Source organism: Streptomyces sp. NPDC002144 (assembly GCF_053593695.1).
The window spans coordinates 185943-212724 of record NZ_JBSFDB010000007.1; the positions used below are offsets into that span (position 1 = coordinate 185943).

At 71.2% G+C, this 26782-nt stretch carries 25 protein-coding genes; 14 read left to right on the forward strand and 11 right to left on the reverse strand.

From position 1 onward, the window contains the following. Positions 1-3: 3 nt before the first annotated feature. Genes ACWCQ1_RS13210 through ACWCQ1_RS13225 form a run of 4 tightly spaced genes read right to left on the reverse strand, consistent with a single transcriptional unit; the run spans position 4 to position 5933 of the window. On the reverse strand, positions 4-1851 hold the full coding sequence (locus tag ACWCQ1_RS13210; RefSeq protein ID WP_451026485.1) for an acetyl/propionyl/methylcrotonyl-CoA carboxylase subunit alpha: 1848 nt from the start codon (positions 1849-1851) through the stop codon (positions 4-6). Positions 1852-1867: 16 nt separating this feature from the next. Further along, positions 1868-3508: an acyl-CoA carboxylase subunit beta gene (locus ACWCQ1_RS13215; RefSeq protein ID WP_451026486.1), complete on the reverse strand. Its 1641-nt coding sequence runs from the start codon at positions 3506-3508 to the stop codon at positions 1868-1870. Then, positions 3463-5142, reverse strand: a complete 1680-nt coding sequence (locus tag ACWCQ1_RS13220) for an acyclic terpene utilization AtuA family protein (protein ID WP_358592429.1) — start codon at positions 5140-5142, stop codon at positions 3463-3465. Before ACWCQ1_RS13220 ends, ACWCQ1_RS13215 begins: the two co-directional genes overlap by 46 nt. Next, on the reverse strand, positions 5139-5933 hold the full coding sequence (locus ACWCQ1_RS13225) for a TIGR03084 family metal-binding protein (protein WP_358592427.1): 795 nt from the start codon (positions 5931-5933) through the stop codon (positions 5139-5141). The genes ACWCQ1_RS13220 and ACWCQ1_RS13225 overlap by 4 nt, the downstream gene beginning before the upstream one ends. A 127-nt stretch (positions 5934-6060) precedes the next feature. Here ACWCQ1_RS13225 and ACWCQ1_RS13230 point away from each other — a divergent pair, with 127 nt between their 5' ends. Genes ACWCQ1_RS13230 through ACWCQ1_RS13240 form a run of 3 tightly spaced genes read left to right on the forward strand, consistent with a single transcriptional unit; the run spans position 6061 to position 7861 of the window. Then, positions 6061-6906: a helix-turn-helix domain-containing protein gene (locus ACWCQ1_RS13230; RefSeq protein ID WP_358592425.1), complete on the forward strand. Its 846-nt coding sequence runs from the start codon at positions 6061-6063 to the stop codon at positions 6904-6906. Continuing rightward, a complete protein-coding gene (locus tag ACWCQ1_RS13235) occupies positions 6866-7072 on the forward strand; it encodes a DUF397 domain-containing protein (protein ID WP_358592422.1) in 207 nt (68 codons plus the stop codon). Before ACWCQ1_RS13230 ends, ACWCQ1_RS13235 begins: the two co-directional genes overlap by 41 nt. Before the next feature lie 48 nt (positions 7073-7120). After that, positions 7121-7861: a class I SAM-dependent methyltransferase gene (locus ACWCQ1_RS13240; protein WP_358592419.1), complete on the forward strand. Its 741-nt coding sequence runs from the start codon at positions 7121-7123 to the stop codon at positions 7859-7861. A 3-nt stretch (positions 7862-7864) separates the two neighbouring features. Here the strand turns inward: ACWCQ1_RS13240 and ACWCQ1_RS13245 are convergent, their stop codons facing one another. Next, a complete protein-coding gene (locus ACWCQ1_RS13245; RefSeq protein WP_358592417.1) occupies positions 7865-8209 on the reverse strand; it encodes a hypothetical protein in 345 nt (114 codons plus the stop codon). 117 nt (positions 8210-8326) lie between these two features. Between ACWCQ1_RS13245 and ACWCQ1_RS13250 the strand changes: the two genes are divergently transcribed. Further along, positions 8327-8500 carry a hypothetical protein gene (locus ACWCQ1_RS13250; protein ID WP_358592415.1) on the forward strand — a complete coding sequence of 58 codons (174 nt, stop codon included), beginning with the start codon at positions 8327-8329 and terminating at the stop codon, positions 8498-8500. A 31-nt stretch (positions 8501-8531) separates the two neighbouring features. On the opposite strand, the gene ACWCQ1_RS13255 is transcribed toward ACWCQ1_RS13250, so the two are convergent. From ACWCQ1_RS13255 to ACWCQ1_RS13270, 4 genes are all read right to left on the reverse strand, one after another. Then, positions 8532-9464, reverse strand: a complete 933-nt coding sequence (locus ACWCQ1_RS13255) for an EamA family transporter (RefSeq protein WP_358592413.1) — start codon at positions 9462-9464, stop codon at positions 8532-8534. A 113-nt stretch (positions 9465-9577) separates the two neighbouring features. After that, on the reverse strand, positions 9578-11530 hold the full coding sequence (locus ACWCQ1_RS13260; protein ID WP_451026487.1) for an ABC transporter ATP-binding protein: 1953 nt from the start codon (positions 11528-11530) through the stop codon (positions 9578-9580). A 102-nt stretch (positions 11531-11632) separates the two neighbouring features. Then, positions 11633-11767, reverse strand: coding sequence for a hypothetical protein (locus tag ACWCQ1_RS13265; protein ID WP_451026488.1), 135 nt, complete (start codon positions 11765-11767; stop codon positions 11633-11635). A gap of 213 nt (positions 11768-11980) precedes the next feature. After that, positions 11981-14902 carry an FAD-binding and (Fe-S)-binding domain-containing protein gene (locus tag ACWCQ1_RS13270; RefSeq protein ID WP_451026489.1) on the reverse strand — a complete coding sequence of 974 codons (2922 nt, stop codon included), beginning with the start codon at positions 14900-14902 and terminating at the stop codon, positions 11981-11983. A 226-nt stretch (positions 14903-15128) separates the two neighbouring features. Between ACWCQ1_RS13270 and ACWCQ1_RS13275 the strand changes: the two genes are divergently transcribed. From ACWCQ1_RS13275 to ACWCQ1_RS13305, 7 genes are all read left to right on the forward strand, one after another. After that, entirely contained in the window at positions 15129-16844 is a 1716-nt protein-coding gene (locus tag ACWCQ1_RS13275; protein ID WP_451026490.1) for an ATP-binding protein, read from the forward strand. Further along, entirely contained in the window at positions 16841-17248 is a 408-nt protein-coding gene (locus tag ACWCQ1_RS13280) for a roadblock/LC7 domain-containing protein (protein ID WP_356763129.1), read from the forward strand. Before ACWCQ1_RS13275 ends, ACWCQ1_RS13280 begins: the two co-directional genes overlap by 4 nt. Continuing rightward, positions 17245-17592, forward strand: coding sequence for a DUF742 domain-containing protein (locus tag ACWCQ1_RS13285; RefSeq protein ID WP_133045610.1), 348 nt, complete (start codon positions 17245-17247; stop codon positions 17590-17592). Before ACWCQ1_RS13280 ends, ACWCQ1_RS13285 begins: the two co-directional genes overlap by 4 nt. Next, a complete protein-coding gene (locus ACWCQ1_RS13290) occupies positions 17573-18823 on the forward strand; it encodes a cytochrome P450 (protein WP_451026491.1) in 1251 nt (416 codons plus the stop codon). The genes ACWCQ1_RS13285 and ACWCQ1_RS13290 overlap by 20 nt, the downstream gene beginning before the upstream one ends. A gap of 92 nt (positions 18824-18915) precedes the next feature. Then, on the forward strand, positions 18916-20166 hold the full coding sequence (locus ACWCQ1_RS13295; RefSeq protein WP_358592405.1) for a cytochrome P450 family protein: 1251 nt from the start codon (positions 18916-18918) through the stop codon (positions 20164-20166). A 106-nt stretch (positions 20167-20272) separates the two neighbouring features. Next, entirely contained in the window at positions 20273-21391 is a 1119-nt protein-coding gene (gene serC / locus ACWCQ1_RS13300; RefSeq protein WP_358592403.1) for a phosphoserine transaminase, read from the forward strand. Positions 21392-21503: 112 nt separating this feature from the next. Next, a complete protein-coding gene (locus tag ACWCQ1_RS13305; protein WP_358592400.1) occupies positions 21504-21986 on the forward strand; it encodes a hypothetical protein in 483 nt (160 codons plus the stop codon). Between the two features lie 52 nt (positions 21987-22038). Here ACWCQ1_RS13305 and ACWCQ1_RS13310 read toward each other — a convergent pair whose 3' ends face one another. Further along, positions 22039-23541 carry a cellulase family glycosylhydrolase gene (locus ACWCQ1_RS13310; protein ID WP_451026492.1) on the reverse strand — a complete coding sequence of 501 codons (1503 nt, stop codon included), beginning with the start codon at positions 23539-23541 and terminating at the stop codon, positions 22039-22041. A 161-nt stretch (positions 23542-23702) separates the two neighbouring features. Next, positions 23703-24677, reverse strand: coding sequence for a WD40 repeat domain-containing protein (locus tag ACWCQ1_RS13315; protein WP_358592396.1), 975 nt, complete (start codon positions 24675-24677; stop codon positions 23703-23705). Between the two features lie 118 nt (positions 24678-24795). Here ACWCQ1_RS13315 and ACWCQ1_RS13320 point away from each other — a divergent pair, with 118 nt between their 5' ends. The 3 genes from ACWCQ1_RS13320 to ACWCQ1_RS13330 all read left to right on the forward strand — a co-directional run bounded on the left by ACWCQ1_RS13320 (position 24796) and on the right by ACWCQ1_RS13330 (position 26745). Continuing rightward, positions 24796-25470 carry a GDSL-type esterase/lipase family protein gene (locus ACWCQ1_RS13320; protein WP_358592394.1) on the forward strand — a complete coding sequence of 225 codons (675 nt, stop codon included), beginning with the start codon at positions 24796-24798 and terminating at the stop codon, positions 25468-25470. 88 nt (positions 25471-25558) lie between these two features. Beyond that, positions 25559-26089, forward strand: a complete 531-nt coding sequence (locus tag ACWCQ1_RS13325; protein WP_358592392.1) for a Uma2 family endonuclease — start codon at positions 25559-25561, stop codon at positions 26087-26089. A gap of 17 nt (positions 26090-26106) precedes the next feature. Continuing rightward, positions 26107-26745: a maltokinase N-terminal cap-like domain-containing protein gene (locus ACWCQ1_RS13330; protein WP_358592389.1), complete on the forward strand. Its 639-nt coding sequence runs from the start codon at positions 26107-26109 to the stop codon at positions 26743-26745. Positions 26746-26782 lie beyond the last annotated feature (37 nt).

Below are 26782 nucleotides of genomic sequence, written 5' to 3' on the forward strand. Positions count from 1 at the left end.
CGCTCACTGCTCCTCCTCCACGACGGCCAGCAGAGCGCCGACCTCCACCTGCCGGCCGGTGGTCACGTGGAGGGCGCTGAGCCTCCCCGTGACGGGTGCCGCGATCTTGTGCTGCATCTTCATCGCCTCCAGCCACAGAAGGGCCTCTCCGGCCCGTACGGCGGCTCCTACGGTCAGTCCCTCGGCCACCTTCACGACCGTTCCCGGCATGGGGGCCAGGAGGGAGCCGGGGGCGTGCTGGGCGGTGGGGTCGGCGAAGCGGGGCAGGGCCCTGAGCGCCGTGGCGTTCACGTACACCTCGTCGCCGTATCTCGACACCGCGAACCTGCGCTGTACGCCGTCCACTTCGAGTACGACCAGGTCGGGGGCGGCGTGCACGACCCGGACCCCGTCCGCCTCGAGGCCGCCCGCGCGCGTGTGACGGTAGTGGACCTCGCGCTCCTCGTCCCCCGCCGCGTACCGTTTGACCTGCGGCTGGGAGGGGACGTTGCGCCAGCCGCCGAAGCGGGAGCCGCCCGAGCGGGCGTCGGCGAGGGCGGCGGCCAGGGGGGCGTGCGGGTCGGGGGCCGGTTCGGTGAGGGCGGCCAGGTGGCGGTCGTAGAAGCCCGTGTTCATGCGGGCCGCCGTGAACTCCTCGTGGCGCAGGGAGCGGATCAGCAGGTCGCGGTTGGTGGTGGGGCCGTGGATCGTGGCGCGTTCCAGGGCGCCGGCGAGTCTGCGGACCGCCTCCGCGCGCGTGGGGGCGTGGGCGACGGCCTTCGCGAGCATCGCGTCGTAGTGGACGCCGATGGTGTCGCCGTCTTCGTAGCCCGTGTCCAGGCGGATGCCGGGGACGGTGAGGCGGTGCAGGGTGCCGGTCTGCGGGGACCAGTCGCGCGCGGGGTCCTCGGCGTAGAGGCGGGCCTCGACGGCGTGGCCACGCGCGCGTGGCGGGTCGCCGTCGAGGGCGTGTCCCTCGGCGACCCGGAGTTGCAGCGCCACCAGGTCGATGCCGAACACGGCCTCGGTGACCGGGTGTTCCACCTGGAGGCGGGTGTTCATCTCCAGGAAGTGGGCCTTGTCGTCGGCGACGAGGAACTCCACCGTGCCCGCGCCGACGTACGAGACGGCGTGCGCGGCGCGCACGGACAGCGCGCGCACCTCCTCTTCGAGCCCCTCGGAGAGCCCGGGCGCGGGCGCCTCCTCGATCACCTTCTGGTGGCGCCGCTGGAGGGAGCAGTCGCGCGTGCCCAGCGCCCACACCGTGCCGTGCGCGTCGGCGAGCACCTGCACCTCGACATGGCGGCCGTTCTCGACGTACGGCTCGACGAACACCTCGCCGTCCCCGAACGCGCTCGCGGCCTCGGCGCGCGCGCCCTCCAGCGCGGCGCCCAGCTCCTCAAGACGGCGCACGACCCGCATCCCACGCCCCCCGCCGCCCGCGGCCGCCTTCACCAGCACCGGCAGGTCGGCCTCGGTCACCTCGGTCAGGGGCGCGAGCCCCATCAGCTCCTTGGCGCGGGTCTTGGACGCCATGGCCTCGATGGCGGACGGGGGCGGCCCGATCCAGACCAGGCCGGCGTCGAGGACCGCCCGCGCGAAGTCGGCGTTCTCGCTCAGGAAGCCGTAACCGGGGTGCACGGCGTCCGCGCCCGCGGCGATCGCCGCCTTCACGATCAGGTCGCCGCGCAGATACGTCTCCGCGGGCGCCGCGCCCGGCAGCCGTACCGCCGTGTCGGCCACGCACGCGTGGAGCGCGTTCTCGTCGGGGTCGGAGTGCACCGCGACCGTCCGGATGCCCAGCTCGCGGCAGGTGCGGAAGATCCGGCAGGCGATCTCGCCCCGGTTGGCGACCAGAACGGAAGTGATCATGGAAGTCACTGGATCCTCACATCCGGAAGACGCCGAAGCCGCCGCGCGCACCCTCGTACGGCGCGGTGTGGATGGCCGACAGACACAGGCCGAGGACGGTGCGGGTGTCGCGCGGGTCGATGACGCCGTCGTCGTACAGCCGCCCCGACAGGAACATCGGCAGCGACTCGGACTCGATCTGCTGCTCCACCATGGCCCGCAGGGCGGCGTCGCCGTCCTCGTCGTACGGCTGCCCCTTCGCGGCCGCCGACTGCCGGGCGACGATCGACAGCACGCCGGCGAGCTGCTGCGGGCCCATGACGGCCGACTTGGCGCTGGGCCAGGCGAACAGGAAGCGGGGATCGTAGGCCCGCCCGCACATGCCGTAGTGCCCGGCGCCGTAGGAGGCGCCCATCAGCACCGACAGATGCGGGACCCGGCTGTTGCTCACCGCGTTGATCATCATCGCGCCGTGCTTGATGATCCCGCCCTGCTCGTACTCCTTGCCGACCATGTAGCCGGTGGTGTTGTGCAGGAACAGCAGCGGGATGTCACGCTGGTTGGCGAGCTGGATGAACTGGGCCGCCTTCTGGGACTCCTCGCTGAAGAGCACCCCCTGGGCGTTCGCCAGGATGCCGACCGGATAGCCGTGCAGGGTCGCCCACCCGGTCGCCAGGCTCGTCCCGTACAGCGGCTTGAACTCGTCGAAGTCGGAGGCGTCGACGATCCGGGCGATGACCTCGCGCGGGTCGAAGGGGGTCTTCAGGTCCCCCGGGACGATGCCCAGCAGCTCATCGGCGGAGTACTTGGGGGGCTCGGCCGGGCCCGGATCGGTGTGCGCCTTGCGGTGGTTGAGACGGGCCACCACCCGCCGTGCCTGCCGCAGCGCGTCGGGTTCGTCGACGGCGAAGTAGTCCGCGAGTCCCGACACGCGTGCGTGCATCTCGGCACCGCCGAGGGACTCGTCGTCGCTCTCCTCACCGGTGGCCATCTTCACCAGGGGCGGCCCGCCGAGGAAGACCTTGGCACGCTCCTTGACCATGATCACGTGGTCGGACATGCCGGGGATGTACGCGCCCCCCGCCGTCGAGTTGCCGAAGACGACCGCGACGGTCGGGATACCGGCCGCCGAAAGCCGCGTCAGATCCCGGAAGATGGCGCCCCCGGGGATGAAGATCTCCTTCTGGGACGGCAGATCGGCGCCGCCCGACTCCACCAGGCTGATGCAGGGCAGACGGTTGGCGAGGGCGATGTCGTTGGCCCGCAGCGCCTTCTTCAGCGACCAGGGATTGCTGGCACCGCCGCGCACGGTCGGGTCGTTGGCGGTGATCAGACACTCCACGCCCTCCACCACCCCGATGCCGGTGACGAGCGAGGCACCCACGGTGTACTCGCTGCCCCAGGCGGCCAGCGGCGACAGCTCCAGGAAGGGCGAGTCCGGGTCGAGCAGCAGCTCGATCCGCTCGCGCGCCAGCAACTTCCCCCGCTTGCGGTGCCGTTGGACGTACTTCTCACCGCCGCCCGCCAGCGCCTTCGCGTGCTCGGCCGTCAGGTCGGCCAGCTTGGCGAGCATGGCCTCGCGGTTGGCCCGGTAGTCCGGACCGGCGGTGTCCAGGCCGGATTCGATGACGGTCACAGCAGGACCTCCGGGATGTCCAGGTGGCGGGCGCGCAGCCATTCGCCGAGCGCCTTGGCCTGCGGGTCGAAGCGGTGCTGGGCGGCGACGCCCTCGCCGAGGATCCCCTCGACCACGAAGTTCAGTGCGCGCAGGTTCGGCAGGACGTGCCGGGTGACGGGCAGGTCGCCGGCTTCGGGGATCAGCTCCCGGAAGCGGTCCACCGTCAGCTCATGGACGAGCCACCGCCAGGCCTCGTCCGTCCGCACCCACACCCCCACGTTGGCGTTCCCGCCCTTGTCCCCACTGCGCGCCCCGGCGAGGAGCCCGAGCGGAGCACGGCGGAGGGGCCCGGCGGGAAGAGGTTCCGGCAGTTCCACGGCCGGTGGATCGTCGAGTACGAGGGTGTCGTGGGCCGGCGCCACCGGCTCCCGGCGCCCGTCGTGGAGGACGGCCACATGGTCGACGGCACCATGGGGGACGTACACATCCTCGAAGACCCCATAGGGCGCGCCCTTTCCGGGTGGCGCCAGCACATGGAACCCCGGGTAGCTGGCCAGCGCCAGCTCGACGGCGGCCCCGCTCAGCGCACGCCCCACCGCCTCCTGGTCCGGGTCCCGCACCACGAGCCGCAGCAGCGCGCTCGCCGTCCCCTCGGTGGACGCGTCGGGCCGGTCGGTACGCGCCAACTCCCAGCGGGCATCGGCGACCTTGCTCACCGCCGGCTCCATCTGCTCCCGTACCAGCGCGGCCTTGGCCTCGATGTCGAGGCCGGTCAGGACGAAGACGACCTCGTTGCGGAAACCGCCGAGCCGGTTGAGGCCGACCTTGAGGGTCGGGGGCGGCGCCTCACCGCGCACCCCGTCGATCCGCACCCGGTCCGGCCCGTCCTGGGTGAGCCGTACGGTGTCCAGCCGGGCGGTGACGTCCGGCCCCGCGTACCGGGCGCCCCCGGTCTCGTACAGCAGTTGCGCGGTGACGGTCCCCACGTCCACGAAGCCACCCGTGCCGGGATGCTTGGTGACGACGGAGCTGCCGTCCTCATGGATCTCGGCGAGGGGAAAACCGGGCCTGCGGACGTCACGACCCCTCTCCGCGAAGAAGGCGTAGTTGCCGCCGGTGGCCTGCGTCCCGCACTCCAGGACATGCCCGGCGACGACGGCCCCCGCGAGCCGGTCGTACTCGCTCTTCTTCCATCCGAAGTGGGCGGCGGCGGGCCCGGTGACCAGCGCGGCGTCCGTCACGCGCCCGGTGACGACGACGTCCGCGCCCTCCCGCAGACAGGCGGCGATCCCGAAACCGCCGAGGTAGGCGTGGGCGGCCAGGCTGCCCGGGTGGGTGGCGGTGAGGTCGTCGCCCTCGACATGGGCGACCCGCACGGGGATGCCGAGCCGGTCCGCCAACTGCCGTACCCGGTCAGCCAGTCCGGCGGGATTGAGCCCGCCCGCATTGGCGACGATTCTCACCCCGCGCGCGTGGGCGAGCCCCAGGCACTCCTCCAGCTGCCGCAGAAAGGTGCGGGCGTATCCGGCGCGGGGATCCTTCAGCCGGTCCCGCCCGAGGATCAGCATGGTCAGCTCGGCCAGATAATCCCCGGTCAGCACGTCCAGCTCGCCGCCCGTGAGCATCTCGCGCATGGCGTCGAAACGGTCGCCGTAGAAGCCGGAGGCGTTGCCGATGCGCAGGGCCGCCGTCATGCGCCCTCCCCCTTGCGCGGGCGCCCGGCACCCGGCGGTCCGGCGAAGGCCTGGGCGATGTCCAGCCAGCGGCCGGCGTCGGGGCCGACGGCTTCGAGGGCCAGGTCGGCGCGGTGGGCGCGCTGGGTGACGAGGAGGCAGAAGTCCAGGGCGGGTCCGGTGACGCGGTCGTCCGCGTCCTCTGGGCCGTAGAGCCACAACTCCCCCGACGGCGCGGTGAGTTCCACGCGGAACTCCTCGAACGGCACGGGCAGCCCGTGCACACCGAAGGCGAAGTCGCGGGTGCGGACGCCGAGGCGGACGATGTGCCGGAGCCGGTCGGTGGGGGTGCGCTTCACGCCGAGGGCGTCGGCCACGTCCATACCGTGGGCCCAGGTCTCCATGAGGCGGGCGGTGGCCATGGAGGCGATGGACATGGGCGGCCCGTACCAGGGGAAACGGGCGCCCTCGGGTGCGGAGCGCAGGGCCGCCTCCAGCGCCTCGCGCCCGGCCCGCCAGTCGGCGAGCAGCTGCTCTGGCGGCTTACCGGCTCCCTCCTCCGCGCCGTTGTCGACGAAGTCGCCGGGTGCGGCCAGTGCCTGCTCGACCTCGCGGGAGAAGGCCTCCCGATCGGTCACCGCCAGCACCGAGGAGTGGTCGGTCCAGGCGAGGTGGGCGATCTGGTGAGCGATGGTCCAGCCTGCTGCGGGAGTCGCGAGCGCCCATTGCTCCGGGCTCAACTCGGCCACGAGCCGGTCGAGTTCCTCGCTCTCCGCACGCAGATCGTCGATGACGGGCGTCGGGTCGGCCATGAGGCGAGCATGGCAGGGGCCCCAGAAACAAGCAAGCGTGCTTGCATTAATTCGCCGGACGGTTTTCCACAACTCCGGGACCTCTGCGCGGTCGTTCGACTACTCTGCGTGATGGAAGGTGGTGGCCGTGCATATCCGCGAACTTGATCCCAGCGCGTCACCCTTGGACTACTACGGCTACGAACTGCGCCGCGTTCGGGAGGCGGCAGGACTGACGCAGAAATCACTCGGGTCGATCGTGTTCTGCACGGGGTCGTTGATCGGCCAGATCGAGACGGCGGGGAAGGTACCGCAACGGGAGTTCTCGGAGCGGGTGGACGCGGCGCTGGGGACGGGCGGGACGTTCTCGAGGTTGGTGGGGCTGGTACTGCGGAGTCAGTTGCCGAGTTGGTTTCAGCCGTATGCGGAGATGGAGGCGAAGGCGGCGTACATCTCCGCGTTCCAGGCCCAGGTCGTCTACGGTCTGCTGCAGACACCGGCGTACGCGAGAGCACTGCTCGGGGTACGCGAGGACGGCGACCTCGATGCCAAGGTGGCAGCGAGACTGGACCGGCAGCGCATCCTGGACCGCGACGAACCCCGGGTGATGTGGGTGGTGTTGAGCGAGGCGGTGCTGCATCAGGAAGTCGGTGGGCGGGAGGTCATGCGGGAACAACTGGCGCATCTGCTGACCATGCAGCAGCGCAAGTGGCTGGACATCCAGGTGCTGCCGTTCGAGACAGGCGCGCACACGGGGCTGATGGGCTCGTTCAACCTCCTGCGCTTCGCGAACGACCCGGAGATCGTCTACACCGAGGACTTCGTCCAGGGGCACATGACGGCCAACCCCGAAGCCTTCAAGGAAGGTTCGGCCCGTTACGATCACCTTCAGGCCGCTGCTCTCTCCCCCAGGGACTCGGCTGCCCTGATCGCCCGCGTGATGGAGGAACGTTATGCGAACCAATCCGAACCCCACGGGCGCGATCTGGCGTAAGTCCTCCTACAGCGGCGACACCGGAGGGGACTGCGTGGAAGTGGCGGCCCTCACCCCCCACATAGCCGTCCGCGACTCCAAGAACCCCTCCGCGGGGGTGCTCACCCTCAGCCCGGCCGCCTTCTCCGCCTTCGTCCACGGGACCGCCGGCAGGCCTCGCGACTGAAGCGAAATTCGCGCGCGCCATCCACCGCCCCCGCAGTACCGTCCCCCGGTGATCGATGAGGACGGTTACTTCGGGGAGTCCGTCGCGGCGGGGTATGACGAGTCGTCGGCGGAGATGTTCGCGGCGGCGCGGCTGGATCCGGCCGTGGACCTGCTGGCGGAGCTTGCCGGGAGCGGGCGGGCGCTCGAACTCGGCATCGGCACGGGACGGGTCGCGCTGCCGCTCGCGCGGCGCGGTGTCGAGGTGCACGGCATCGACATGTCCCGGGCGATGGTGCAGCGGTTGCGGGCGAAGCCGGGGGGACACGCGATCGGCGTGACCATCGGGGACTTCGCGACAGCCAGGGTGGAGGGCAGTTTCTCGCTGGCGTACCTGGTCTTCAACACGATCATGAACCTCACCTCTCAGGACGCCCAGGTCGACTGTTTCCGCAACGTCGCCGAGCACCTGGAACGCGGCGGCCGTTTCGTCGTCGAGGTCGGCGTCCCCGATCTGCGCAGGCTGCCGCCCGGACAGAACGCCGTGCCGTTCCGTGTCGGGGACGGACGTCTCGGGTTCGATCTCTACGACGTCGCCACCCAGTCGATGAGCTCGCACCACGTACGGGTCGACGGGGAGGGCCACGGCTCGTATCTCACCGTCCCCTTCCGCTACGTCTGGCCCTCGGAGCTCGACCTGATGGCCCGGCTGGCCGGGATGCGGCTGCGCGACCGCTGGGAGGGCTGGACCCGCGAGCCCTTCACCAGCGACAGCAGGCAGCATGTGTCGGTCTGGGAGAAGGCCGGCTGACGCTCACACGGTGGCGGCCGCCGTCGCGGCGTGGATCGCGGTCAGCAGCGAGGCGCCCGCGATCATCGTCCATGTCCGGGTGGCGACCCCGATGACGGCATCGCCCACCTGCGCCGCGGCGGCCGCGCACAGGATGAGCGAGCCGGCGGGCCCCGGCCAGGCGAGCGGTGCGACGAGGGCCGCCACGCCCAGGGGCACGCCCCTGGTCGCGTACATCCAGCCGTAGAAGCGTTCGCCGACGGTCGGTGCACCGCTCTCGCTCAGCGCCGCCGGGCGTACCCCTCCCACCAGCGCGAAACCGATACTGGCGACCTCGGCGACCGTGTTGGCCCCGAGGAGAACATTCACGAGGCGTACTCGGTCGACGGTTCGGTGCCGTACCGCGTCCAGACCTCCGCGACGGCGTCGCGGGACAACGGCTGCCCGGACTCGACCATGGCCTTGAGGTCACGGAAGTGCGCGGACGTGGAACAGCTGGTCCGCGGGCTCGCCCCCGTGATCAGCGCCGAGTCGCTGTTCGCCCTGATCGACCTCTGCGGTCTGACCCCCGACGACGCGATCGCCAGCCTCGTGACCACCGCACGGCGGATGACCGCGGCGGCGGTCGCGGCCGTCCCCGCGCAACCCGCCGCCGACTGAGCCGCCGACGGCCGGTCTGGCCGAAGAGACGTCAGGAGACCGCCGCCTCCGGCAGGGAGGTCTTCCCCCGCCCCACCTGCGTCCGCACCGCCCCCATGCTCGCGCCGATGACCAGCGCAATCGCCGCCGCCTGAAGGAGGCTCAGGGTCTGGCCCAGGATGAGGAAACCGGCCGTCGCCGCCAGGGCCGGCTCCAGGCTCATGAGGATCGCGAAGGTGGGCGCGGGCAGGCGGCGCAGGGCCAGGAGCTCCAGGGTGTACGGCAGGACCGAGGACATGATCGCCACCGCGGAGCCCAGCCCGATCGTCACCGGGTCCGCCAGCTTCGTACCGGACTCGGCGATCCCCAGCGGCAGCATCAGCAGCGCCCCCACCCCCATCGCCAGCGCCAGCCCGTCCGCCTGCGGGAAGCGGCGGCCCGTGCGGGCGCTGAAGACGATGTACGCCGCCCACATGGCCCCCGCGCCCAGCGCGAAGGCGACGCCCGCCGGGTCGAGGGCGCCGAAGTCGCCGCCGCCGAGAAGGAACACGCCCGCGAGGGCGAGCGCGGCCCACACGGCGTTGATCAGGCGGCGGGAGGCGAGGACGGAGAGGGCGAGCGGGCCGAGGACCTCCAGGGTGACCGCCGCGCCGAGCGGGATGCGGTCGACGGCCTGGTAGAACAGGCCGTTCATGGCGCCCAGGGTGACACCGAAGGCGAGCACCGTGCCCCAGTCGGTGCGCGAGTGGCCGCGCAGCCGGGGACGGCAGACCAGCAGCAGGACGACGGCCGCGGCGAGCAGGCGGAGGGTCACCACACCCAGCGCGCCCGCCCTCGGCATCAGGTTCACCGCCAGCGCCGCGCCGAACTGCACGGAGATGCCGCCCGACAGCACCAGGCCGATCGGGCCGAGCGAACCCCGGCCGCGCGGGGCCGCGGAGGCGGACGTCGTCGGCGAGGAAGTCGTCGTGCTGGGCGTGGTCACGGGCGGTCCAGGTGATCGGCTCGGGTTCGTTCAGCGTGCTGCACTGCAAGGTCTACGGTAATAGACTCGGTCAGGCGTGTGAACCCGTTTTGCAACTGTCCCGCATGGTGGACTCAGAACCACTCGGTGTACTGGGCGTACTGCGCGTGATCGGCGTACTGGTCCTGGTACGGCGACGCCTGCCACGCCGGCTGCGGCGGGTACTGGGTGTGCTGGGCATACGCGGGCTGCTCGGCATGGCCGTGGTCCAGCGGCAGCCGCAGCTCACCCGTGTCCATCACGGCGTTGTTCTGCGAGCGGTGCAGGCGCGCGTATGCGCCGCCGCGCGCCAGCAGTTCCTCGTGCCGGCCGGTCTCCACGATCCGGCCGCGGTCGACGACCAGGATGCGGTCGGCGTCGGGGGCGAGGTTGAGGTCGTGGGTGATCATGATGGTCGTGCGGCCGGTCATCAGGCGGCGCAGCGGCTTGACCACCCGGCGGGCGGCCATCGCGTCGAGGCCGGTCGTCGGCTCGTCCAGGACGAGGACGGGGGAGTCGCGCAGGATGGCGCGGGCGATGGCGAGGCGCTGGAGCTGGCCGCCGGACAGGCGGGCGGAGTTGGGGTCGACCCGGGTGTCGTAGCCCTCGGGCAGCCGGACGATGAAGTCGTGCGCGTCCGCCGCCCGCGCCGCCTCCTCGATGGCCTGATCGCTGGCGCCGGGGCGGCCGCAGGCGATGTTGGCGCGGACGGTGTCGTGCAGCACGAGCGTCTCCTGCGGGAGCAGGGTGACGTACTCGCGCAGACGGGCGAGCGGGAAGTCGCGCAGGGGGACGCCGTCGAGGAGGAGATCGCCCGCGTCGGGGTCGTAGAAGCGCAGGAGGAGCTTGGAGACGGTGGACTTGCCGGCGCCGCTCGGGCCGGTGACGATCACGAGTTCGCCGGGATGCACCGTGAAGGAGAGGTCCGTGAGGGCCGCGGTGTCGGCGCCCGGGTAGCTGAAGGAGACGCCCCGGACCTCGACCGTGCCGTCCGGACGGCCGGGCTCGGCGTCCCGGCGGGGGTCGGTGACCGAGGGCTCGACGTCGAGGACCTCGATGAGCCGCTCGGCGCCCGCGGTCGCCGCGGTCACGGTGAGACCCAGCTGGGCGAGGCCGCGGACCGGCGGGTAGAGGTAGCCGAGGAAGGCGGCGAAGGCGAGGAGCTGGCCGAGGGTCATCCGGCCGGTGGAGATCTCCCAGGCGCCGATGCCGATCACCGCGAGCACGCACACCGTCTCGATGACGGCCACCAGCTGTTCGTACGCCTCGTTCAGGCGGGTGGAGCGGACCGAGGCGCGGAACCAGGCGTTTGCCTCCTCGCGCAGCCGCCGGCGTTCGGCGTCCCGGCGGTCGTAGGCCTGGGTGAGCACGATGTTGGACAGGGACTCCTCGACGACGGAGGTGATCGCGCCGTCGGCGACCCGGCCCGCGCGGGAGACGTCCTTGATGGAACCGGAGAAGCGGCGGGCCGCCAGCCAGAAGAGCGGGGCCAGCACGAAGGTCGCGGCGGCCAGGTCCCAGCGCAGCCAGAACGCGGCGGCCGCGTAGAAGAGGGCGGAGAAGACGGCGGAGGCGGCGCCGACCAGCCCTGACACGACCATCGTCTCGATCGCCTCGACATCGCTCGTCAGCCGGGACAACAGGTCGCCCTGCCGGTGCCGTTGGAAGAAGTGCGGGGGCAACTGCTGTACGTGGTCGAAGACATGCTCGCGCAGTCTCATCACGAAGCGTTCGGTGACCCAGGCGGCGAGGGAGTTGCCGGCGTACGCGACGACCGCGCCCAGCACCGCCACGCCGAGCCACTTCGCCGCGGGCTCCCAGAACGCGGCCGGCGACCCCTTCTGCAGCGCGTGGTCGGTGAGGTCGCTGAAGACCAGGATCGCCTCGGTCTCGGCGAGCGCGGCGAGCACCGTGCACACCCAGACGAGGACCAGCCAGCGGCGCAGCCCACGGGTCAGCGGCCAGAACCGGCGGAACGCGATGCGGGCCGGAATGGCGGGAGTGCCGTACTCGTACTCCCCGTCATCGCCATCCTCATCCATATCCATTTCACATTCCCTCCGCATTCGGCCGTACTCCGTGGCGAGGAATTTCTGAATTAATCAAGCAGAGAGGACCGACGGAATCCCGCCGGCCCTCTCAGACCTCACTCAGTTCTCGTCGCCGGGGATCGGCTTGGGAACCGGCGGCTTGGGGTGCTTCTTCTTGGGCTTCGGCGGGGGCGGCGGGGGAAGCTGCTTCGACTTGGGCTTCGGGGGCAGCGGGGCGAGCTTCTTGAGGCTCATTTACGACTCCTGGTGTTTCGCAGTTCAGGGATTCGGGAATTCCGCGTCCGGCTCCCGACACCGATGAACCTACACGCCACGCAACTCAAGGAACGGCAAATTCGGCGAGCTGACGGCAAGCAGGCGCTGTGAATACCTTGGAAATTCCTGAGAGCACCCGCCGAACCTGAGAGTTCGCTTATGAACCTGAGAGTGGGCTGATGAACCTGGCGATCACTCGTCGCCCAGCGCCTCCGCCAGCACCTCCGCCAGATGACGCCCCCGCACCCCCGCGAGCTGCTCCAGCTGGGTGCGGCAGGAGAAGCCGTCCGCGAGGACCACCGCCTCCTCGGATGCCTGCCGCACCGCGGGCAGCAACCGCTCCTCCGCACAGGCCGACGACACCTCGAAGTGCCCCTTCTCGAAGCCGAAGTTGCCGGCGAGACCGCAGCAGCCGCCGGTCAGCTCGCCGGTCAGGCCCGCCGCCGCGCGGAGCCGGCGGTCGGGACCGTCGCCGAGGACCGCGTGCTGGTGGCAGTGGGTCTGGCCGGTGACCGGGCGGTCCAGCCGGGGCGGGGTCCAGCCGGGGGCGTACTTCTCCAGGGCCTCCGCGAACGTCAGCACCGAGGCGGCGAGACGGGCGGCGCGCGGGTCGTCGTGCAGCAGCTCGGGCAGATCGGTGCGCAGGGCCGCGGCGCAGCTGGGTTCCAGGACGACGAACGGGATCCGCTCCCCCATACGGGGGTCCGGGAACGGGTCGAGCAGATCGAGGGTGCGGCGCAACACCTTGCGGGCGCGGTCGAGTTGGCCCGTCGAGAGATAGGTCAGCCCACAGCAGGGGCGCTCGCGGCGGACCGGCCGGAAGGCGAGGGTGTACGAGGTGGCGCCGTCCTCCTCCACCGTCTCCCTGACGTTCCTCGGCATCCTCGGGATCGGCACCGGCGTCAGCCCGGCCGCTTCCAGGACGCGCACGGCGGCCTTCCCCACGTCCGGCGACAGGTGCTCGGTGAAGGTGTCGGGCCACAGCAGCACGGGCTTGCCCCCGGACTCCTCCTCGTACTCCAGCCCCACGTCCCGGATCATGCGCCGCACCCGTGCCCTGGCCCGGCGTCCGTACCACCGGGTGAACGTCTCCGACGCGACCCGGGGCAGCTCCCGCTCGGGCGCGATCCCGCCCAGCCGCTTGGCAAGGGCGGCGAGCGGGCCCACAGCGGCCAGGGAGTTGACCAGCCACGCCACCCTTGCCCGCGTCACCCAGCGCAGCCACACCGGCAGCCACCCCATGCTGTAGTGCGCGGCCGGACGGCGTCGGCCCTCGTAGTGGTGGTGGAGGAACTCCGCCTTGTACGTGGCCATGTCGACCTCGACGGGGCAGTCGGAGCGGCAGCCCTTGCAGGACAGGCACAGGTCCAGCGCGTCCCGGACCTCGGTGGACCGCCAGCCGTCGGTGACCAGTTCACCGGCGAGCATCTCGTGCAGCAGCCGGGCACGACCGCGTGTGGAGTGCTCCTCCTCGCCGGTCGCCCGGAAGGACGGGCACATCACGGACGCGCCGGCCGCAGCGGTCGTACGGCACTTGGCGACCCCGACGCAGCGCCGTACCGCCGCCGAGAAGTCGCCGCCGTCCGCCGGGTAGCCGAAGGCCACGTCGACCGGCTCGCGAGGCAGGACGGAGAAGCGGAGGTCGGCGTCCAGGGGCGCGGGGCGGACCAGGACGCCGGGGTTGAGGAGGTCGTCCGGATCCCAGACGCCCTTCGCGCGCTCGAAGAGGCCGACCAGCTCGGGGCCGTACATCCTCGGCAGCAGTTCGGCCCGCGCCAGCCCGTCGCCGTGCTCCCCGGACAGCGAACCGCCGTGTGCCACCACCAGGTCGGCCAGTTCCTCCGAGAAGCGCCGGAAGCGGCCGACGCCCGCCTCGGTGAGCAGGTCGAAGTCGATGCGGACGTGGATGCAGCCGTCACCGAAGTGACCGTACGGAGTGCCGCGCAGCCCATGGGAGGACAGCAGGGAGCGGAAGTCCCGCAGATACGAGCCCAGTCGCGCGGGCGGCACCGCGCAGTCCTCCCACCCGGGCCAGGCCTCGCTGCCGTCCGGCATCCGCGTCGCCGTACCGCTCGCGTCCTCCCGGATCCGCCACAGCGCCCGCTGCTCCGCGAGCCCGACGACGACCAGCGAGTCCACGACGTCGGCGGCCCGCACGATCGCCTCCGCACGCGCGCGTGCCTCCGCCTCCGACTCCCCGCCCGTCTCCACGAACAGCCAGGCGCCGCCCCTCGGCAGACCGGCCGAGGCAGGCACCAGATCGGCCGCCATCCCCTCCACCGTGAGCGGCCCGTACGGCAACAGACCTGCCGCCGCCTCGGCCGCCGCGCTCTCGTCGCCGTACGCCAGCACGGCGAGCGCACGCGCGCGGGGTGCCTCGACCAGCCGTACGACCGCCTCCGTGAGCACCCCCAGGGTGCCCTCGCTGCCGCAGAACGAGCGGGCGACGTCGGCGCCTTTCTCCGGAAGCAGGGCGTCCAGCGCATACCCGGAGATACGGCGCGGCAGCTCCGGGAAGCCGGTCCGCAACCGCGCCAACTCCCCGTCCACCAGCGCCCGCAGCCCCTCCGGAGCCCCCGCCCAACCGGCCCCGAGCGTCAGCCGCTCCCCGCGCACAGTGATGACGTCCAACGCCCGCACACTGTCCGCCGTCGTCCCCCAGGCCACCGAGTGCGAGCCGCAGGAGTTGTTGCCGATCATCCCGCCGAGCGTGCACCGGCTGTGCGTCGACGGATCCGGCCCGAAGCGCAGCCCGTACGCGCCGGCGGCCTCCTGCAGACGGTCCAGCACGAGCCCCGGCTGCACGACGGCCGTACGCGCCTCGGGATCGATCGACACCAGCCGGTTCATGTGCCGGGTGAAGTCCAGCACCACACCCACACCCGTCGTCTGTCCCGCGATCGACGTGCCCCCACCGCGCGCCACGACCGGCACTCCGTGCTCCCGGCAGACCGCCAGCACCGCCGCCACGTCCTCGGCGTCCCGGGGCGCCACCACCCCGAGCGGCACCCGCCGGTAGTTGGACGCGTCCATGGTGACCAGCGCCCGGGACGTGACGTCGAAGCCGACCTCACCCCGGACGGCCGCGCGCAGCCGCGCCTCGAGATCCGTCATGCACCCAGCATGCATCCCACCACTGACAGTGACGACGGCGCCGCCGACCCGGACTTCGGCGGAATCCGTGAACGCCTCCAGAACCTTCCCAATTCGATCACGAACTCCCATATAGTGACCGCCAGTTGAGCATCTGGTGTCGCTACTCGCCCAGGGACACGACCGGAACGACCGGCACGACCAGCACGACCGGAACGACCGAGCACCCCGACCGAGGACCCGATTCATGACCGCCCCCACCGAGCGCCCCACCCTGCGCCGTGTCGCACCCGCCCCGCTGCTCACCGCCCTGCTGGCCGCGCTCGCGGTGGCCGGCGCGGTCGCCCGCGTACGGGAGTCCGAGCGTGTCCCGGTCGCCGTCGGCGCGGGCGCGGGCGCGGTCCTGCTCGTCGTGGCCGTGGCCGTGGCCGCCCACGCGGTCCAGACGGCCCGCCTGACCCGGCGCCGGCTGGAGGCCCTCACCGCGGACACCGGACGCCTGCTGCAGGACAGGATCCGGCAGAGCGCGGAGTTCGACCAGGAGCGGGTACGGCTCACCGAGGAACTCACCCGTGAACGGGCCCGCCTGGCCGCGGAGTACACCCGCGACCGCGCTCGCCTGGCCGCCGAGAACGAACGCCTGGCCGAACAGGCGCACCGCGCCGAGCACGACCGGGCCGCCGCCCTCGCGGCCACCGCCAACGCGGCGGGCCGGATGCAGGCCCTGGCCACCGGCACCTTGGCCGACCTCCGCGCGATGGAGGAACGCCACTCCGACGAGGACGTCCTCGCCGACCTGCTCCACCTCGACCACCGCACCGCACAGGCGGGCCGGCTCGCCGACTCCGTCGCGGTCCTCGCCGGCGCGCGCACCGGCCGCCGCTGGGCCCGCCCGATCCCCATGGAGTCGATCCTCCGCGGCGCGATGGGCCGGATCAGCGGCTACCAACGCGTGCGCGTGCACTCCGCCAGCGAGGCCGCGGTCGCCGGACACGCCGCCGAGGGCGTGATGCACGCACTCGCCGAACTCCTCGACAACGCGGCCAATTTCTCCCCGCCGACCGCCGAGGTGCACGTCTACGTCGAGGAGGTCCCGGCCGGCGTCATCGTGTCCGTCGAGGACAGCGGCCTGGTCATGAGCGAGGTGCAGCTGCGCCGAGCCGAAAAGGCGGTCTCCGGCGACACGGAGGGCCTCGGCGGCCTCTCGGGCACACGCCTGGGCCTCGCGGTGGTGGGCCGCCTGTCCCGCAAGCACGGCCTCAAGATCTCCTACCGCCCCTCCGCCCGCGGCGGCACAGGCGTCCTCCTGCTCGTCCCCCAGGACATCCTCCACACCCCCCCGAACAACCCCACGACCCTCCAGCCGGAGCCCCCACCAGGAATGCCGGCGGACGGAAAGCCATGGCCATCCAGCAGCGAACCCCACCAGCCCACCGCCGCCCCGGACGCCACCCCCACCCCCACCCGCACCCCCTCCCGGGACACCACCTTCCCCGACGGCCTCCCAAGACGCCGCCGAGGCCAGGCCCTGGCCAAGGCCGAACGCGACAGCGCACGCACAACCGCACCGGACCCCGCCGCCCCCGTACCCCTGGACGACCCGCTGACCCGGGCCGCCCGCTTCAGCAGCTTCCGCCGTGCGGTCCGAGGCTCCCTCTCCGACCAGGGAGGCGGCACCGACGACGAACCCGCGGCCGCCCACGCGCGGGAGCGGGTCGTGGCGGTACGGCGCAGCCCGCCGCTTACGCGTCCTGGACCCCCCGAACCCGACCAGCAGACGTCAAATCCATCGGCGGCGGGCTCGCCGTACCGCCACGACCCCGACCCACCACGCACCCCAGGGGCGCGGGGAACTGCGCGAGAAACCCCCACGCACCCGCACCCGCATGCGCACCCGCACCCGGCACCGCACGACCAGCCCCCGAACGAGACTCCGGACCCGAAAGGCCCTCCCACCTCATGACCGGCACGAGCACCGCCGACGAGAAGCTCACCTGGCTCATCGAGGCCCTACTGGAGCGCACCCCCGGCGCGCGACACGCCCTCGTCCTGTCACGGGACGGCCTGAAGCTGTGCCGCACACCGGAGCTGACCGTCGACCAGGCCGACCAGCTCGCGGCGATCGCCGCCGGCATCCAGTCCCTGTCGCACGGCGCCTCCATGGAGTTCGGCGACGGCAGCGGAGGCGTGCGATCGGCGATGACGGAGTTCTACGGCGGCGTCCTGTTCATCGTGGAGGCGGGCGACGGCGCCCATCTGGCCGTGATCACCGCCGAGGACGCGGACGCGGGCCTGGTCGGCCACAACATGAGCGAACTCGTGGAGCAACTGGGCGAACACCTGTCCGCGCGGCCCCGGACCTCATGAGCCGCCCCGGCAGGGACGACTCACCCGACCGTCTGTACACCCTCACCGGAGGCCGCGCCCACTCCGCTCCGGACAGCCCCTTCGACCTGGTGACCCTGGTCATCGCCGAGTCCCACCCGGCCCCCGGCATGCAGTCGGAGCACGCACGGATACTGCAGATCACCCAACGCCCGACCCCCCTGGTGGAGTTGGCCGCCAAGATGAAACTCCCGGTGAGCATCACCAAGATCCTGCTGTCCGACCTCCTCGCGGCGGGCCACGTCAGGGCCCGCCACCCGAACAAGGCCGCGGTCATCGACCCCGACGTCCTGGAACAGGTGCTCCTTGGACTCCGCAACCTCTGACCCCCGCACCACCCCACCAACCACCTCCCTGCCCCCCGTCCCCCTCACAGCCTCCGGATTCCAGACCGAACCGGCCGAGCTGTACCGGCAGATGCGCCGCGAACACGGAGCTGTGACCCCGGTCCTGCTCGACGGCGACGTACCGGCATGGCTGGTGCTCGGCTACCGCGAGTTGCACCAGGTCACCGGCGACCCCATCCTCTTCAGCCGCGACTCCGACCTGTGGAACCAGTGGGACCGCATCCCCGACGACTGGCCCCTGCTCCCGATGATCGGCCGCAGACAGCCGTCGATCCTCTACACCGTCGGCGAACGCCACCGCGAACGCGCCGCGATGATCAGCAGCGCCCTGGAGTCCGCCGACCCCGCCGAACTGCGCGGTTACGCCGAGAGGTTCGCCGACCAGCTGATCGACGCCCTGTGCTCCAAGGGCCGGGCGGACCTCGTCGCGGAGTACGCCATGCTGCTCCCGGTACGGGTCCTGGCCCGGCTCTTCGGCTTCCCGGACGAGCAGGGACCGGGCCTGGTGGCCGCGCTCAACGACATGATCGACGGCCGCGAACGAGCCATCGCCGGCCAGACCCATCTGGCCACGTCCATGGCCCGGTTGGTGGCCCAGCGACGAGCCGCGCCCGCCGACGACGTCGTGTCACGGATGCTCGCCGACCGGGGCGGATTCACCGACGAGGAGATCGTCCAGGACCTCATGGTGATGATGGCGGCGGGCCATCAGCCGACCGCCGACTGGATCGGCAACTCCCTGCGGCTGATGCTGACCGACGACCGGTTCGCGGCCTCCCTGTTCGGCGGCCGCAACAGCGTCGCCGACGCCATGAACGAGGTGCTCTGGGAGGACGCGCCCACGCAGAACGTGGCCGGCCGCTGGGCCTCGCGGGACACCCAGCTCGGCGGCCGCCGCATCCGGGCCGGTGATCTGCTGCTGCTCGGTCTGCAGGGCGCCAACTCCGACCCCCAGGTCCGCACCGACGGCTCCCAACTCACCGGCGGCAACGGCGCGCACTTCTCCTTCGGACACGGCGAGCACCGCTGCCCGTTCCCGGCGCAGGAGGTCGCCGAGGTCATCGCGCGCACGGCCATCGAGGTCGTACTGGATCGCCTGCCCGACATCGACCTGGCCGTCCCACCCCGGTCCCTCACCCGCCGCCCCTCACCCTGGCTACGCGGCCTGACGGGCCTGCCGGTCCACTTCACTCCGGTACCCGTGCTCTGACGCACCCGTACCCGTGCTCTGACGCACCGCGCACACCCACGCCCTGCGTATCCGCACCCCCGCACCCCGCGACCGCCCTGGGAGGCACCCGCATGACGACGACCGGTACCGAAGGCAGCCGTACGCAAGAGACCCGCATCGCGCTGGACCCCTTCGTCGGCGACCTCGACGCGGAGAGCGCGAGGCTCCGCGCGGCGGGGCCGCTGGCCGCCGTGGAACTCCCCGGCGGCGTCCCGGTCTGGGCGGTCACCCACCACGCCGAGGCCAAGCAGCTGCTCACCGACCCGCGTCTGGTGAAGGACATCAACGTCTGGGGCGCCTGGCAGCGCGGCGAGATCCCCCCGGACTGGCCGCTGATCGGCCTCGCCAACCCCGGCCGCTCCATGCTCACCGTGGACGGCGCCGACCACCGCCGTATGCGCACCCTGGTGGCCCAGGCGCTCACCCCGCGCCGGGTGGAGGAGATGCGCGACCGGATCACCGAGCTGACCGAAAACCTCTTAGACGGCCTCGGCGCCGGCCGCACGACTGACGTGGTCGACCTGAAGGCGGCCTTCGCCTACCCCCTGCCCATGTACGTCGTCGCCGACCTCATGGGCATCGACCAAACCCGGCTGCCCCGCCTGAAGGAGCTGTTCGAGAAGTTCTTCTCGACGCAGACCCCGCCCGAGGAGGTCATCGCCACCCTCACCGAACTCGCGGGCATCATGGCGGCCACCGTAGCCGCCAAGCGCGCCGAGCCCGGCGACGACCTCACCTCCGCCCTGATCCTGGCCTCCGAGAACGGCGACCACCTCACCGACGAGGAGATCGTCTCCACGCTGCAGCTGATGGTCGCGGCGGGCCATGAGACGACGATCTCCCTCATCGTCAACGCGGTGCTCAACCTGTCACTCCACCCGGACCAGCGATCCCTGGTGCTGTCCGGGGAGGCCGACTGGTCGCAGGTGATCGAGGAGACCCTGCGCCACTCCACCCCCACTTCCCACGTCCTGATCCGCTTCGCGACCGAGGACGTACGGGTCGGCGACCGGGTGCTGCCGGCGGGCGACGCGCTGATCGTGTCGTACGCCGCCATCGGCCGCGACGAGCAGGCGCACGGCCCGACGGCGGGCGAGTTCGACATCACCCGCGCCTCCGCCAACCGCCACATCTCCTTCGGGCACGGTCCCCACGTCTGCCCGGGCGCCGCCCTCTCCCGCCTCGAGGCCGGCGTGGCCCTCCCGGCCCTGTACGCCCGCTTCCCGGACCTGGACCTGGCGGTCCCGCCCACCGAACTCCGCCGCAAGCCGGTGGTGACCCAGAACGACCTGTTCGCCCTGCCGGTCCGCCTGACCTCGTAGATCTGCGAGAAGTTGGTGCGTTCCGACAAGTCCACGGGCCGGAGGACCCGTCTCATCGAACGGACACGTTTCCGTCCGGTTTCGCCGAAGAGATACCCTCCGGCTCGTGGCTGAGATCCAGATTCCCGCTGACATCAAGCCCGCCGACGGTCGATTCGGCGCGGGCCCCTCCAAGGTGCGGACGGACGCGCTGGACGCGCTGGCCGCCACCGGTACCTCCCTCCTCGGCACCTCCCACCGCCAGGCTCCGGTGAAGAACCTGGTCGGCAAGGTGCGCGAGGGGATCTCCCAGCTGTTCTCGCTCCCGGACGGCTACGAGGTCGTCCTCGGCAACGGCGGCTCGACGGCGTTCTGGGACATCGCGACCCACGGACTGATCGAGAACAAGTCCCAGCACCTCACCTTCGGCGAGTTCAGCTCGAAGTTCGCCAAGGCGTCCAAGCTGGCCCCGTGGCTGGCCGAGCCGACCGTGATCGCCAGCGACCCGGGTACCCACCCGGAGCCGGTCGCCGAGGCGGGCGTCGACGTCTACGCCTTCACGCACAACGAGACCTCCACCGGTGTCGCCATGCCCATTCAGCGCGTGGCCGGCGCCGACGAGGGCGCCCTGGTCCTGGTCGACGCCACCTCCGGCGCCGGCGGCCTGCCGGTGGACGTCAGCGAGACGGACGTCTACTACTTCGCCCCGCAGAAGTCCTTCGCCTCCGACGGCGGCCTGTGGATCGGCGTCTTCTCCCCGGCCGCGATCGAGCGCGCCGAGCGGATCCACGCCTCCGGCCGTCACGTCCCGGAGTTCTTCAGCCTGCCGACGGCGATCGACAACTCCCGCAAGAACCAGACGTACAACACCCCGGCGCTCGCCACTCTCTTCCTGCTCAACCAGCAGCTGGAGTGGATCAACGGTCAGGGCGGTCTGGACTGGGCGGTGCGGCGCACGGCCACCTCCGCGCGCACGCTGTACGGCTGGGCGGAGGACGTGAAGTTCGCGACCCCGTTCGTCGCCGACCCGGCGAAGCGCTCCCAGGTCATCGGCACGATCGACTTCGCGGACGAGATCGACGCGGCCGCCATCGCCAAGGTGCTGCGCGCCAACGGCATCGTCGACACCGAGCCCTACCGCAAGCTGGGCCGCAACCAGCTGCGCGTCGCGATGTTCCCGGCGATCGATCCGGCGGACGTCGAGGCCCTCACGAAGTGCGTCGACTACGTGATCGAAAAGCTGTAACCGAGAAGCAGTGGTCGAAAAGCTGCAACTCCCTGGTCAACTCCCCCAGGGGCGCAGCTTGTTGCAGGGCCCTGTCGGTGACAGGGCCCTCGCTGTTGGGTACGGCCGTGGCATGAACAGACCGATACCGGGCACCGTCGAGGTAGCCGTGCGCCACATCCTCAGCGACAAGGTCACGGGCTTCCTCGTCCGCACCCGACACATCACCTGGAAGGACAGCGTCTTCCGGGTACGCCGCCCGCAGTCGGGCAAGCAGTCCGTCGAGCTCACCTGCCCCGTCTGCGACGCGTCCCTGCTCGCCGAGGTCCGCACCGAGGCACGCACCCTCAGGACCCGCACCATCCTGCTCGTCCTGTTCGTGGTCTGCGTGATCGTCTTCTTCGCGGCCTTCGCCTACGCCGTCCACGAGGGCGGCAGGACACTGCCCGAAGGCCAGTCGCTGCCGATCCTGTTCCCCGTCAGCATCGTCGCGATCGCCGTCTCGTTCGTGGCCGCCCCCGTCCTCTTCCTCCAAGGCCGCGCCTACAACGGCGTCAGCCTCCTCGACGCCCCCAGACCACGCCGCCTCCACGGGCTCAGGCCGGTGCGGAACTGACCGTCGCAAACGCCGTCGCGGGCGCCCGGCGAGCGTGCCGGGCGCCCCTTGCTCAGGCCGCCGTACAGCTCACGCTCGGCGCCCCACCCCCACCCGGCGCGCCGCCGAACCCGAAGCTCACCGAACTCCCCGGCGGCACACTCCCGTTGTGAGCGGCGTTCACAGCGGTCACCGTCGCCCCGCTCTGGGTGTACGACGCGTTCCACATGGACGTGACCTGCTGGGAACCGCTCCAGGTCCAGGTCACTTTCCATGAACTGATCGCCTTGGCACCGGTGTTGGTCACCTTCACCTCCGCGTTGAACCCGCCGCCCCAGTCACTGCTGACGGAGTAGGCGGCCGAGCAGGAGGCCGTGCTCCCGCCACCGCCGCCGCTTCCCCCGCCCGTGCCCGGAAACAGCGGCGCCTTGATGCTCGCCAGGTACCCGTCCTTCACGGTGTCGACCGTCTGCCAGTCGTCCTTCAGGATCCCGCCCGTGTCACCGGAGTTGGGATTCCACGACCAGAAGGTCCACGAGATGCTGTCCGCTCCGTAGGTGGACGTCGGTCGCAGGTAACTCACCAGCGCCGCCAGCCACTTCTGGTCCGTCGTCGAGGCGAGCGTCGTGCCGAACTCACCCACCCACACGGGCGCGATGTTCTGCTTGAAGAGGTAACCCCAGTACTTGTCCCAGACCCCCGGCATGTTGGCGGGGAAGGAAGGATCACTGAACCAGGACTGCTGGGCGACGCTGGTGGCGTAGTCGTGGGCCGAGTACACGACCCGGTTCGCGACGTTCAGCCGTACCGGGTACTGGGCCACCCCCATCAGGTTGCCGCCCCACCAGCCGGAGACCCCGTTGTACGTCTGCACGCCCTCGACGAAGACCAGCAGGTCCGGGTTGACGGACAGCACGGCGTTCCCGGCCCGCTCCGCGGCCAGCCGCCAGTCGACCGTCGTGTCGCCGCAGCCCCAACAGGCCGGATCGTGCGGCTCGTTGTGCAGGTCGATGCCGATGACGGTGTCCTGGCCCCGGTAACGGGCCGCGAGGGCCTTCAGGTCGGCGATCCACGTCGACTCCGGGACGGACGAGGTGTACCAGAGCGCCGACTGCCCTGCCGAGTCGGGCCGGTGCCGGTCGAGGATCACCTTGAGGCCGTCCTGGCCGGCGTACGCCACGATCCGGTCCATGACCTGAAGGGAGTCGAGCCCCTGCAGGTCGGCGTTCTTCCCGCCGCTGAAGTCGATGCTGTTGGGGACGGTCCCGCTCTTCAGGGTCTCGTCGCTGTAGGGCAGCCGGATGGTGTTGTACCCCAGCGACCTCATCTGGTCGATCATGGACTTGTAGTCGCGGGACCACAGGCCGTGGACGACGTGGTTGCCGGTCTCGAAGCCGAACCAGTTGATGCCGGCGATCCGGACGGGCTGCCCGGCGGCGTCGAGGATCTGCCGGCCGCTGGTGTGCCAGTAGCCGGCCCCGGGTGCGTCGGCCGCGTCCGCCGTGTGGACGCCGGCCAGCGGCAGCACCAGCGCCGCGGCGACGGCGCACAGCACTCTTCGCAGCTTGCGGAACATGCCTGGTTCCTTTCGGGTGGGCGCGGACCCGGAACCGGTGGGAGCGCTCCCACGTTCCGCGCACCACCCAGCAAACCGATAGGTCATGCTCGCGTCAATAGAAAGGGCGGCGCGGCCCGCACGCCGGAACCCCGCGCACCCTGGGAATGGTCAGACAGGCCCTAGCGACGCCGGCCCAGTCGCCGGATCCCGAACACGGCCGCCGCCGCGACCACCACGGCGAGCGCGCCGATCTTGACGTTGCCGCCGATGCCCCCGCCGCTCGACCCGGACGCGTCCGAACTCCCGCCCGCGGCCGGTGACTTGGAGTCGTCGCCCGGTACGTCCTCGGCCTGCACGGGGCTGTCCTCGCCCTCGCTGCCGTACAGGAGCTTGGTGCCGTCCGGGGAGTAGCTGACGGACTCGCCCTGGCCCTGCAACGGCACGTCCAGCCGGCCCTCGCGCTTGATCTTCCCGCCGTTCCAGGCGTAGTAGATCCCGCCGAAGTAGCCGCGCACGGCGAGCTGTCTGCCGTTCGGGGAGATGGCCGCGTCGGTGGCCCACAGGTCGACGGGGGCGACGGGCCGGAAGATGTTGCTGCCCGAGGAGGAGAGCTTGGCGGGGCCTTCGTAGAGATGCCCGCCGTTCTCGTTCTTGTCGATGATGTACGCGCGGCCGGTCTTCGGGTCGACGACCAGCGACTCGGCGTTGCGCGCCCCGTCCGAGTACTTCACCACGTACTGCGTGGCCTTGATCGTCTGGTCGACGAGCTTCTTCGGCTCGGGCAGCCGGTAGATCCACACGTACGGCCATTTGCCGCCGAGGTTGTCCCCGATGTCACCGACGTAGATCTGATTGTCCGGGCCGATGGAGATGGCCTCGACGTCACGCGGCCGGCCGACCCCGCTGAGGGTGATCCGGGCGACCGTCCTGCCGGTCGCGCTGTCGACGGCGTAGATGTACGGCCCGTCGCTGCTGTCGTTGTGGGTCCAGTAGATGCCGGGGTGGAGATGGGAGGCGGCGAGCCCGCTGGACTCCTTGATGCGCGGGTCCGTGATGGTGAACCCCTTGTCCCCCTTGCCGTCGGCGGCGGAGGCGGGCACGGCGAAGACGCCCACGAGCAGGACCCCGGCGAGAAGAGCGAACGGTCGGCGCATGTCCCCAAGCCTGCCATCCCGGGGGCCGGTTCACCGGGCACGCCCCTCGCGCCCACCGTGGCGGGCCTCACACCCCGACCGTCCGCTTGCTCCCACCCTGATCGTCCATCATGAGCGGATGCTTAGGTTCATGCCGGTCGGCGACTCCATGACGATCGGGAGCGCGGGCGAACACACCTGGCGGTACCGCATGTGGCAGCACCTGCGCGAGACGTACGACGGCCCGTTCGCCCTGGTCGGTCCGCGCGAGACGCTGCACGACAAGGCGACGGACGCGCCGACGTCGTACGAGTACGCGGACCCCGACTTCCCGCGCGCCCATCTGGCCGGCTGGGGTGAGGGCTGGGTGCACATGGCTCCGCTGATCGGCGAGGCGGTCCGTACGCACCGGGCGGATGTGCTGCTGGTCTCGCTCGGCCTGATCGACCTGGGCTTCTACACGAACGCGGTGCAGACGGCGGACAACGTGCGGGCCTTCGTCGAGGAGGCGAGGTCGGCCGGCCCCCGGGTCCGGATGGCCGTCCTGCCGGTGATCCCGAACATCCGCGCGACCGCCGACGAGCCGTTCGCGGCTCAGGTGACCCTCTTCAACGAGCTGCTGGCCAAGACCCTCGCGGACCTGGACGAGCCCCGCTCCCCCCTCCTCCTGGTCTCGCCCCCGTCCTCGTACGACATCCACCTCGACACCTACGACGGCACCCACCCGAACGCGAGCGGCGAACACAAGATCGCGGCGGCCTTCGCCGACGCCATGCACCAGGCGTGGGACATCGGAGACCCCTACGCGGAGTAGCGCCGACCGGGACCGTGACGCGGTCACCGTGCGTATCGTTGTACTGCGTGGCTGTACTCGTCCATGGGGCAGCCGGAGGAGCGCCACGATGACCGTCCTTGAAGACAGGATCGAGATGGCCGACGACAGCGGTGAGCTGACTCTGGACGAACTGTTCGAGTCGCTTGAGCGGACCACCCCCGAGGGCTACAAGGTCGAGATCGTCGAGGGGACCGTCTTCATGTCACCGCAGCGGAATGCGCATTGGCAGATCATCCGGAGGATCGTCCGGGCACTTGAAGACCTTTTCGGCATGCACGCCAAGATCGCCTCGGATGTGCGCATCGACTTCCCCGGCGTGCTCAACGGGCTGGCTCCGGATGTGGCCAAGCTGCGGGACAAGGCCGTACAGACGCCTCAAGGGGGCTGGTACTACGGCCCCAAGAAGTCCACGTACGCCCTTGCCGAGATCCCCGTCTATCTCATCGTCGATCCGTACCAGGGCAAGTGCCACGTCTACACCCAGCCCAAGAACGGCGAGTACCTCACCGAGCTGTCCGTCACGTTCGGAACGGACGTCGACATGACCACCACCCCCCTCGGCCTCACCCTGAAAACGGATGAGTTCCCCCGGGACTGACTGACAGAATCCGGTCCATGGCGATCATCCACAACACCACCGTCAAGCCCACCAAGCTGGAACTGCTCACCGACTGGCTGCCGACCCGGCCGTGGTACGTGGGAAACGGGACTCCGGAGCTGAGCAGGGCCGGCGGGTTCCGGCTGGACGATCCGGAGGGTGAGGTCGGGATCGAGTTCATGGTGGTCGTCGACGGCTCCGGCCCCGAGCCGACCGCCTACCACGTGCCCCTCACCTACCGCGGCGCCCCTCTCCCCGGCGCCGAGGACGCCCTCGTCGGCACCATGGAGCACGGCGTCCTGGGCCCCCGCTGGGCCTACGACGGCTGTCACGACCCGGTGCTGTACGCCCAGCTCCTCGCGCTGATCGAGGGCCGCGTCCAGGCCCAGGCCCAGAGCGTCACCGACACCCCCGACCACGAGGTCACCCGCTCCTTCACGGGCGCCGGCCTCCCCTCCCCCGACTGGCCCGTCCCCGTCACCGACCACCAGGACGGCACCACCCTCGGCGAAGCCCTCCACCTCCGCCGGATCCTGCGCCCCACCGCCCCGGACACCGCCCCCGAGAAAGCCACCGGTCATGTCATCGGCGCCTGGCAGTCCCCGGACGGCACCCGCGCCCGGGACGTGTTCGCGTTCCTGAAGCCGGTCTCCTGAAGAACCTTGCCTAGAGCGCACTCCACGCCGTTGGCTA

What these genes read in the sequence shown, in the direction of transcription:
- ACWCQ1_RS13210 (WP_451026485.1), bottom strand. Translation starts at nt 1,851, where the DNA reads ATGATCACTTCCGTTCTGGTCGCCAACCGGGGCGAGATCGCCTGCCGG.
- ACWCQ1_RS13215 (WP_451026486.1), bottom strand. Translation starts at nt 3,508, where the DNA reads ATGGCTGCGCGCCCGCCACCTGGACATCCCGGAGGTCCTGCTGTGACC.
- ACWCQ1_RS13220 (WP_358592429.1), bottom strand. Translation starts at nt 5,142, where the DNA reads ATGACGGCGGCCCTGCGCATCGGCAACGCCTCCGGCTTCTACGGCGAC.
- ACWCQ1_RS13225 (WP_358592427.1), bottom strand. Translation starts at nt 5,933, where the DNA reads ATGGCCGACCCGACGCCCGTCATCGACGATCTGCGTGCGGAGAGCGAG.
- ACWCQ1_RS13235 (WP_358592422.1), top strand. Translation starts at nt 6,866, where the DNA reads ATGCGAACCAATCCGAACCCCACGGGCGCGATCTGGCGTAAGTCCTCC.
- ACWCQ1_RS13260 (WP_451026487.1), bottom strand. Translation starts at nt 11,530, where the DNA reads ATGGATATGGATGAGGATGGCGATGACGGGGAGTACGAGTACGGCACT.
- ACWCQ1_RS13265 (WP_451026488.1), bottom strand. Translation starts at nt 11,767, where the DNA reads ATGAGCCTCAAGAAGCTCGCCCCGCTGCCCCCGAAGCCCAAGTCGAAG.
- ACWCQ1_RS13270 (WP_451026489.1), bottom strand. Translation starts at nt 14,902, where the DNA reads ATGACGGATCTCGAGGCGCGGCTGCGCGCGGCCGTCCGGGGTGAGGTC.
- ACWCQ1_RS13275 (WP_451026490.1), top strand. Translation starts at nt 15,129, where the DNA reads ATGACCGCCCCCACCGAGCGCCCCACCCTGCGCCGTGTCGCACCCGCC.
- ACWCQ1_RS13280 (WP_356763129.1), top strand. Translation starts at nt 16,841, where the DNA reads ATGACCGGCACGAGCACCGCCGACGAGAAGCTCACCTGGCTCATCGAG.
- ACWCQ1_RS13285 (WP_133045610.1), top strand. Translation starts at nt 17,245, where the DNA reads ATGAGCCGCCCCGGCAGGGACGACTCACCCGACCGTCTGTACACCCTC.
- ACWCQ1_RS13295 (WP_358592405.1), top strand. Translation starts at nt 18,916, where the DNA reads ATGACGACGACCGGTACCGAAGGCAGCCGTACGCAAGAGACCCGCATC.
- ACWCQ1_RS13305 (WP_358592400.1), top strand. Translation starts at nt 21,504, where the DNA reads ATGAACAGACCGATACCGGGCACCGTCGAGGTAGCCGTGCGCCACATC.
- ACWCQ1_RS13310 (WP_451026492.1), bottom strand. Translation starts at nt 23,541, where the DNA reads ATGTTCCGCAAGCTGCGAAGAGTGCTGTGCGCCGTCGCCGCGGCGCTG.
- ACWCQ1_RS13315 (WP_358592396.1), bottom strand. Translation starts at nt 24,677, where the DNA reads ATGCGCCGACCGTTCGCTCTTCTCGCCGGGGTCCTGCTCGTGGGCGTC.
- ACWCQ1_RS13320 (WP_358592394.1), top strand. Translation starts at nt 24,796, where the DNA reads ATGCTTAGGTTCATGCCGGTCGGCGACTCCATGACGATCGGGAGCGCG.
- ACWCQ1_RS13325 (WP_358592392.1), top strand. Translation starts at nt 25,559, where the DNA reads ATGACCGTCCTTGAAGACAGGATCGAGATGGCCGACGACAGCGGTGAG.
- ACWCQ1_RS13330 (WP_358592389.1), top strand. Translation starts at nt 26,107, where the DNA reads ATGGCGATCATCCACAACACCACCGTCAAGCCCACCAAGCTGGAACTG.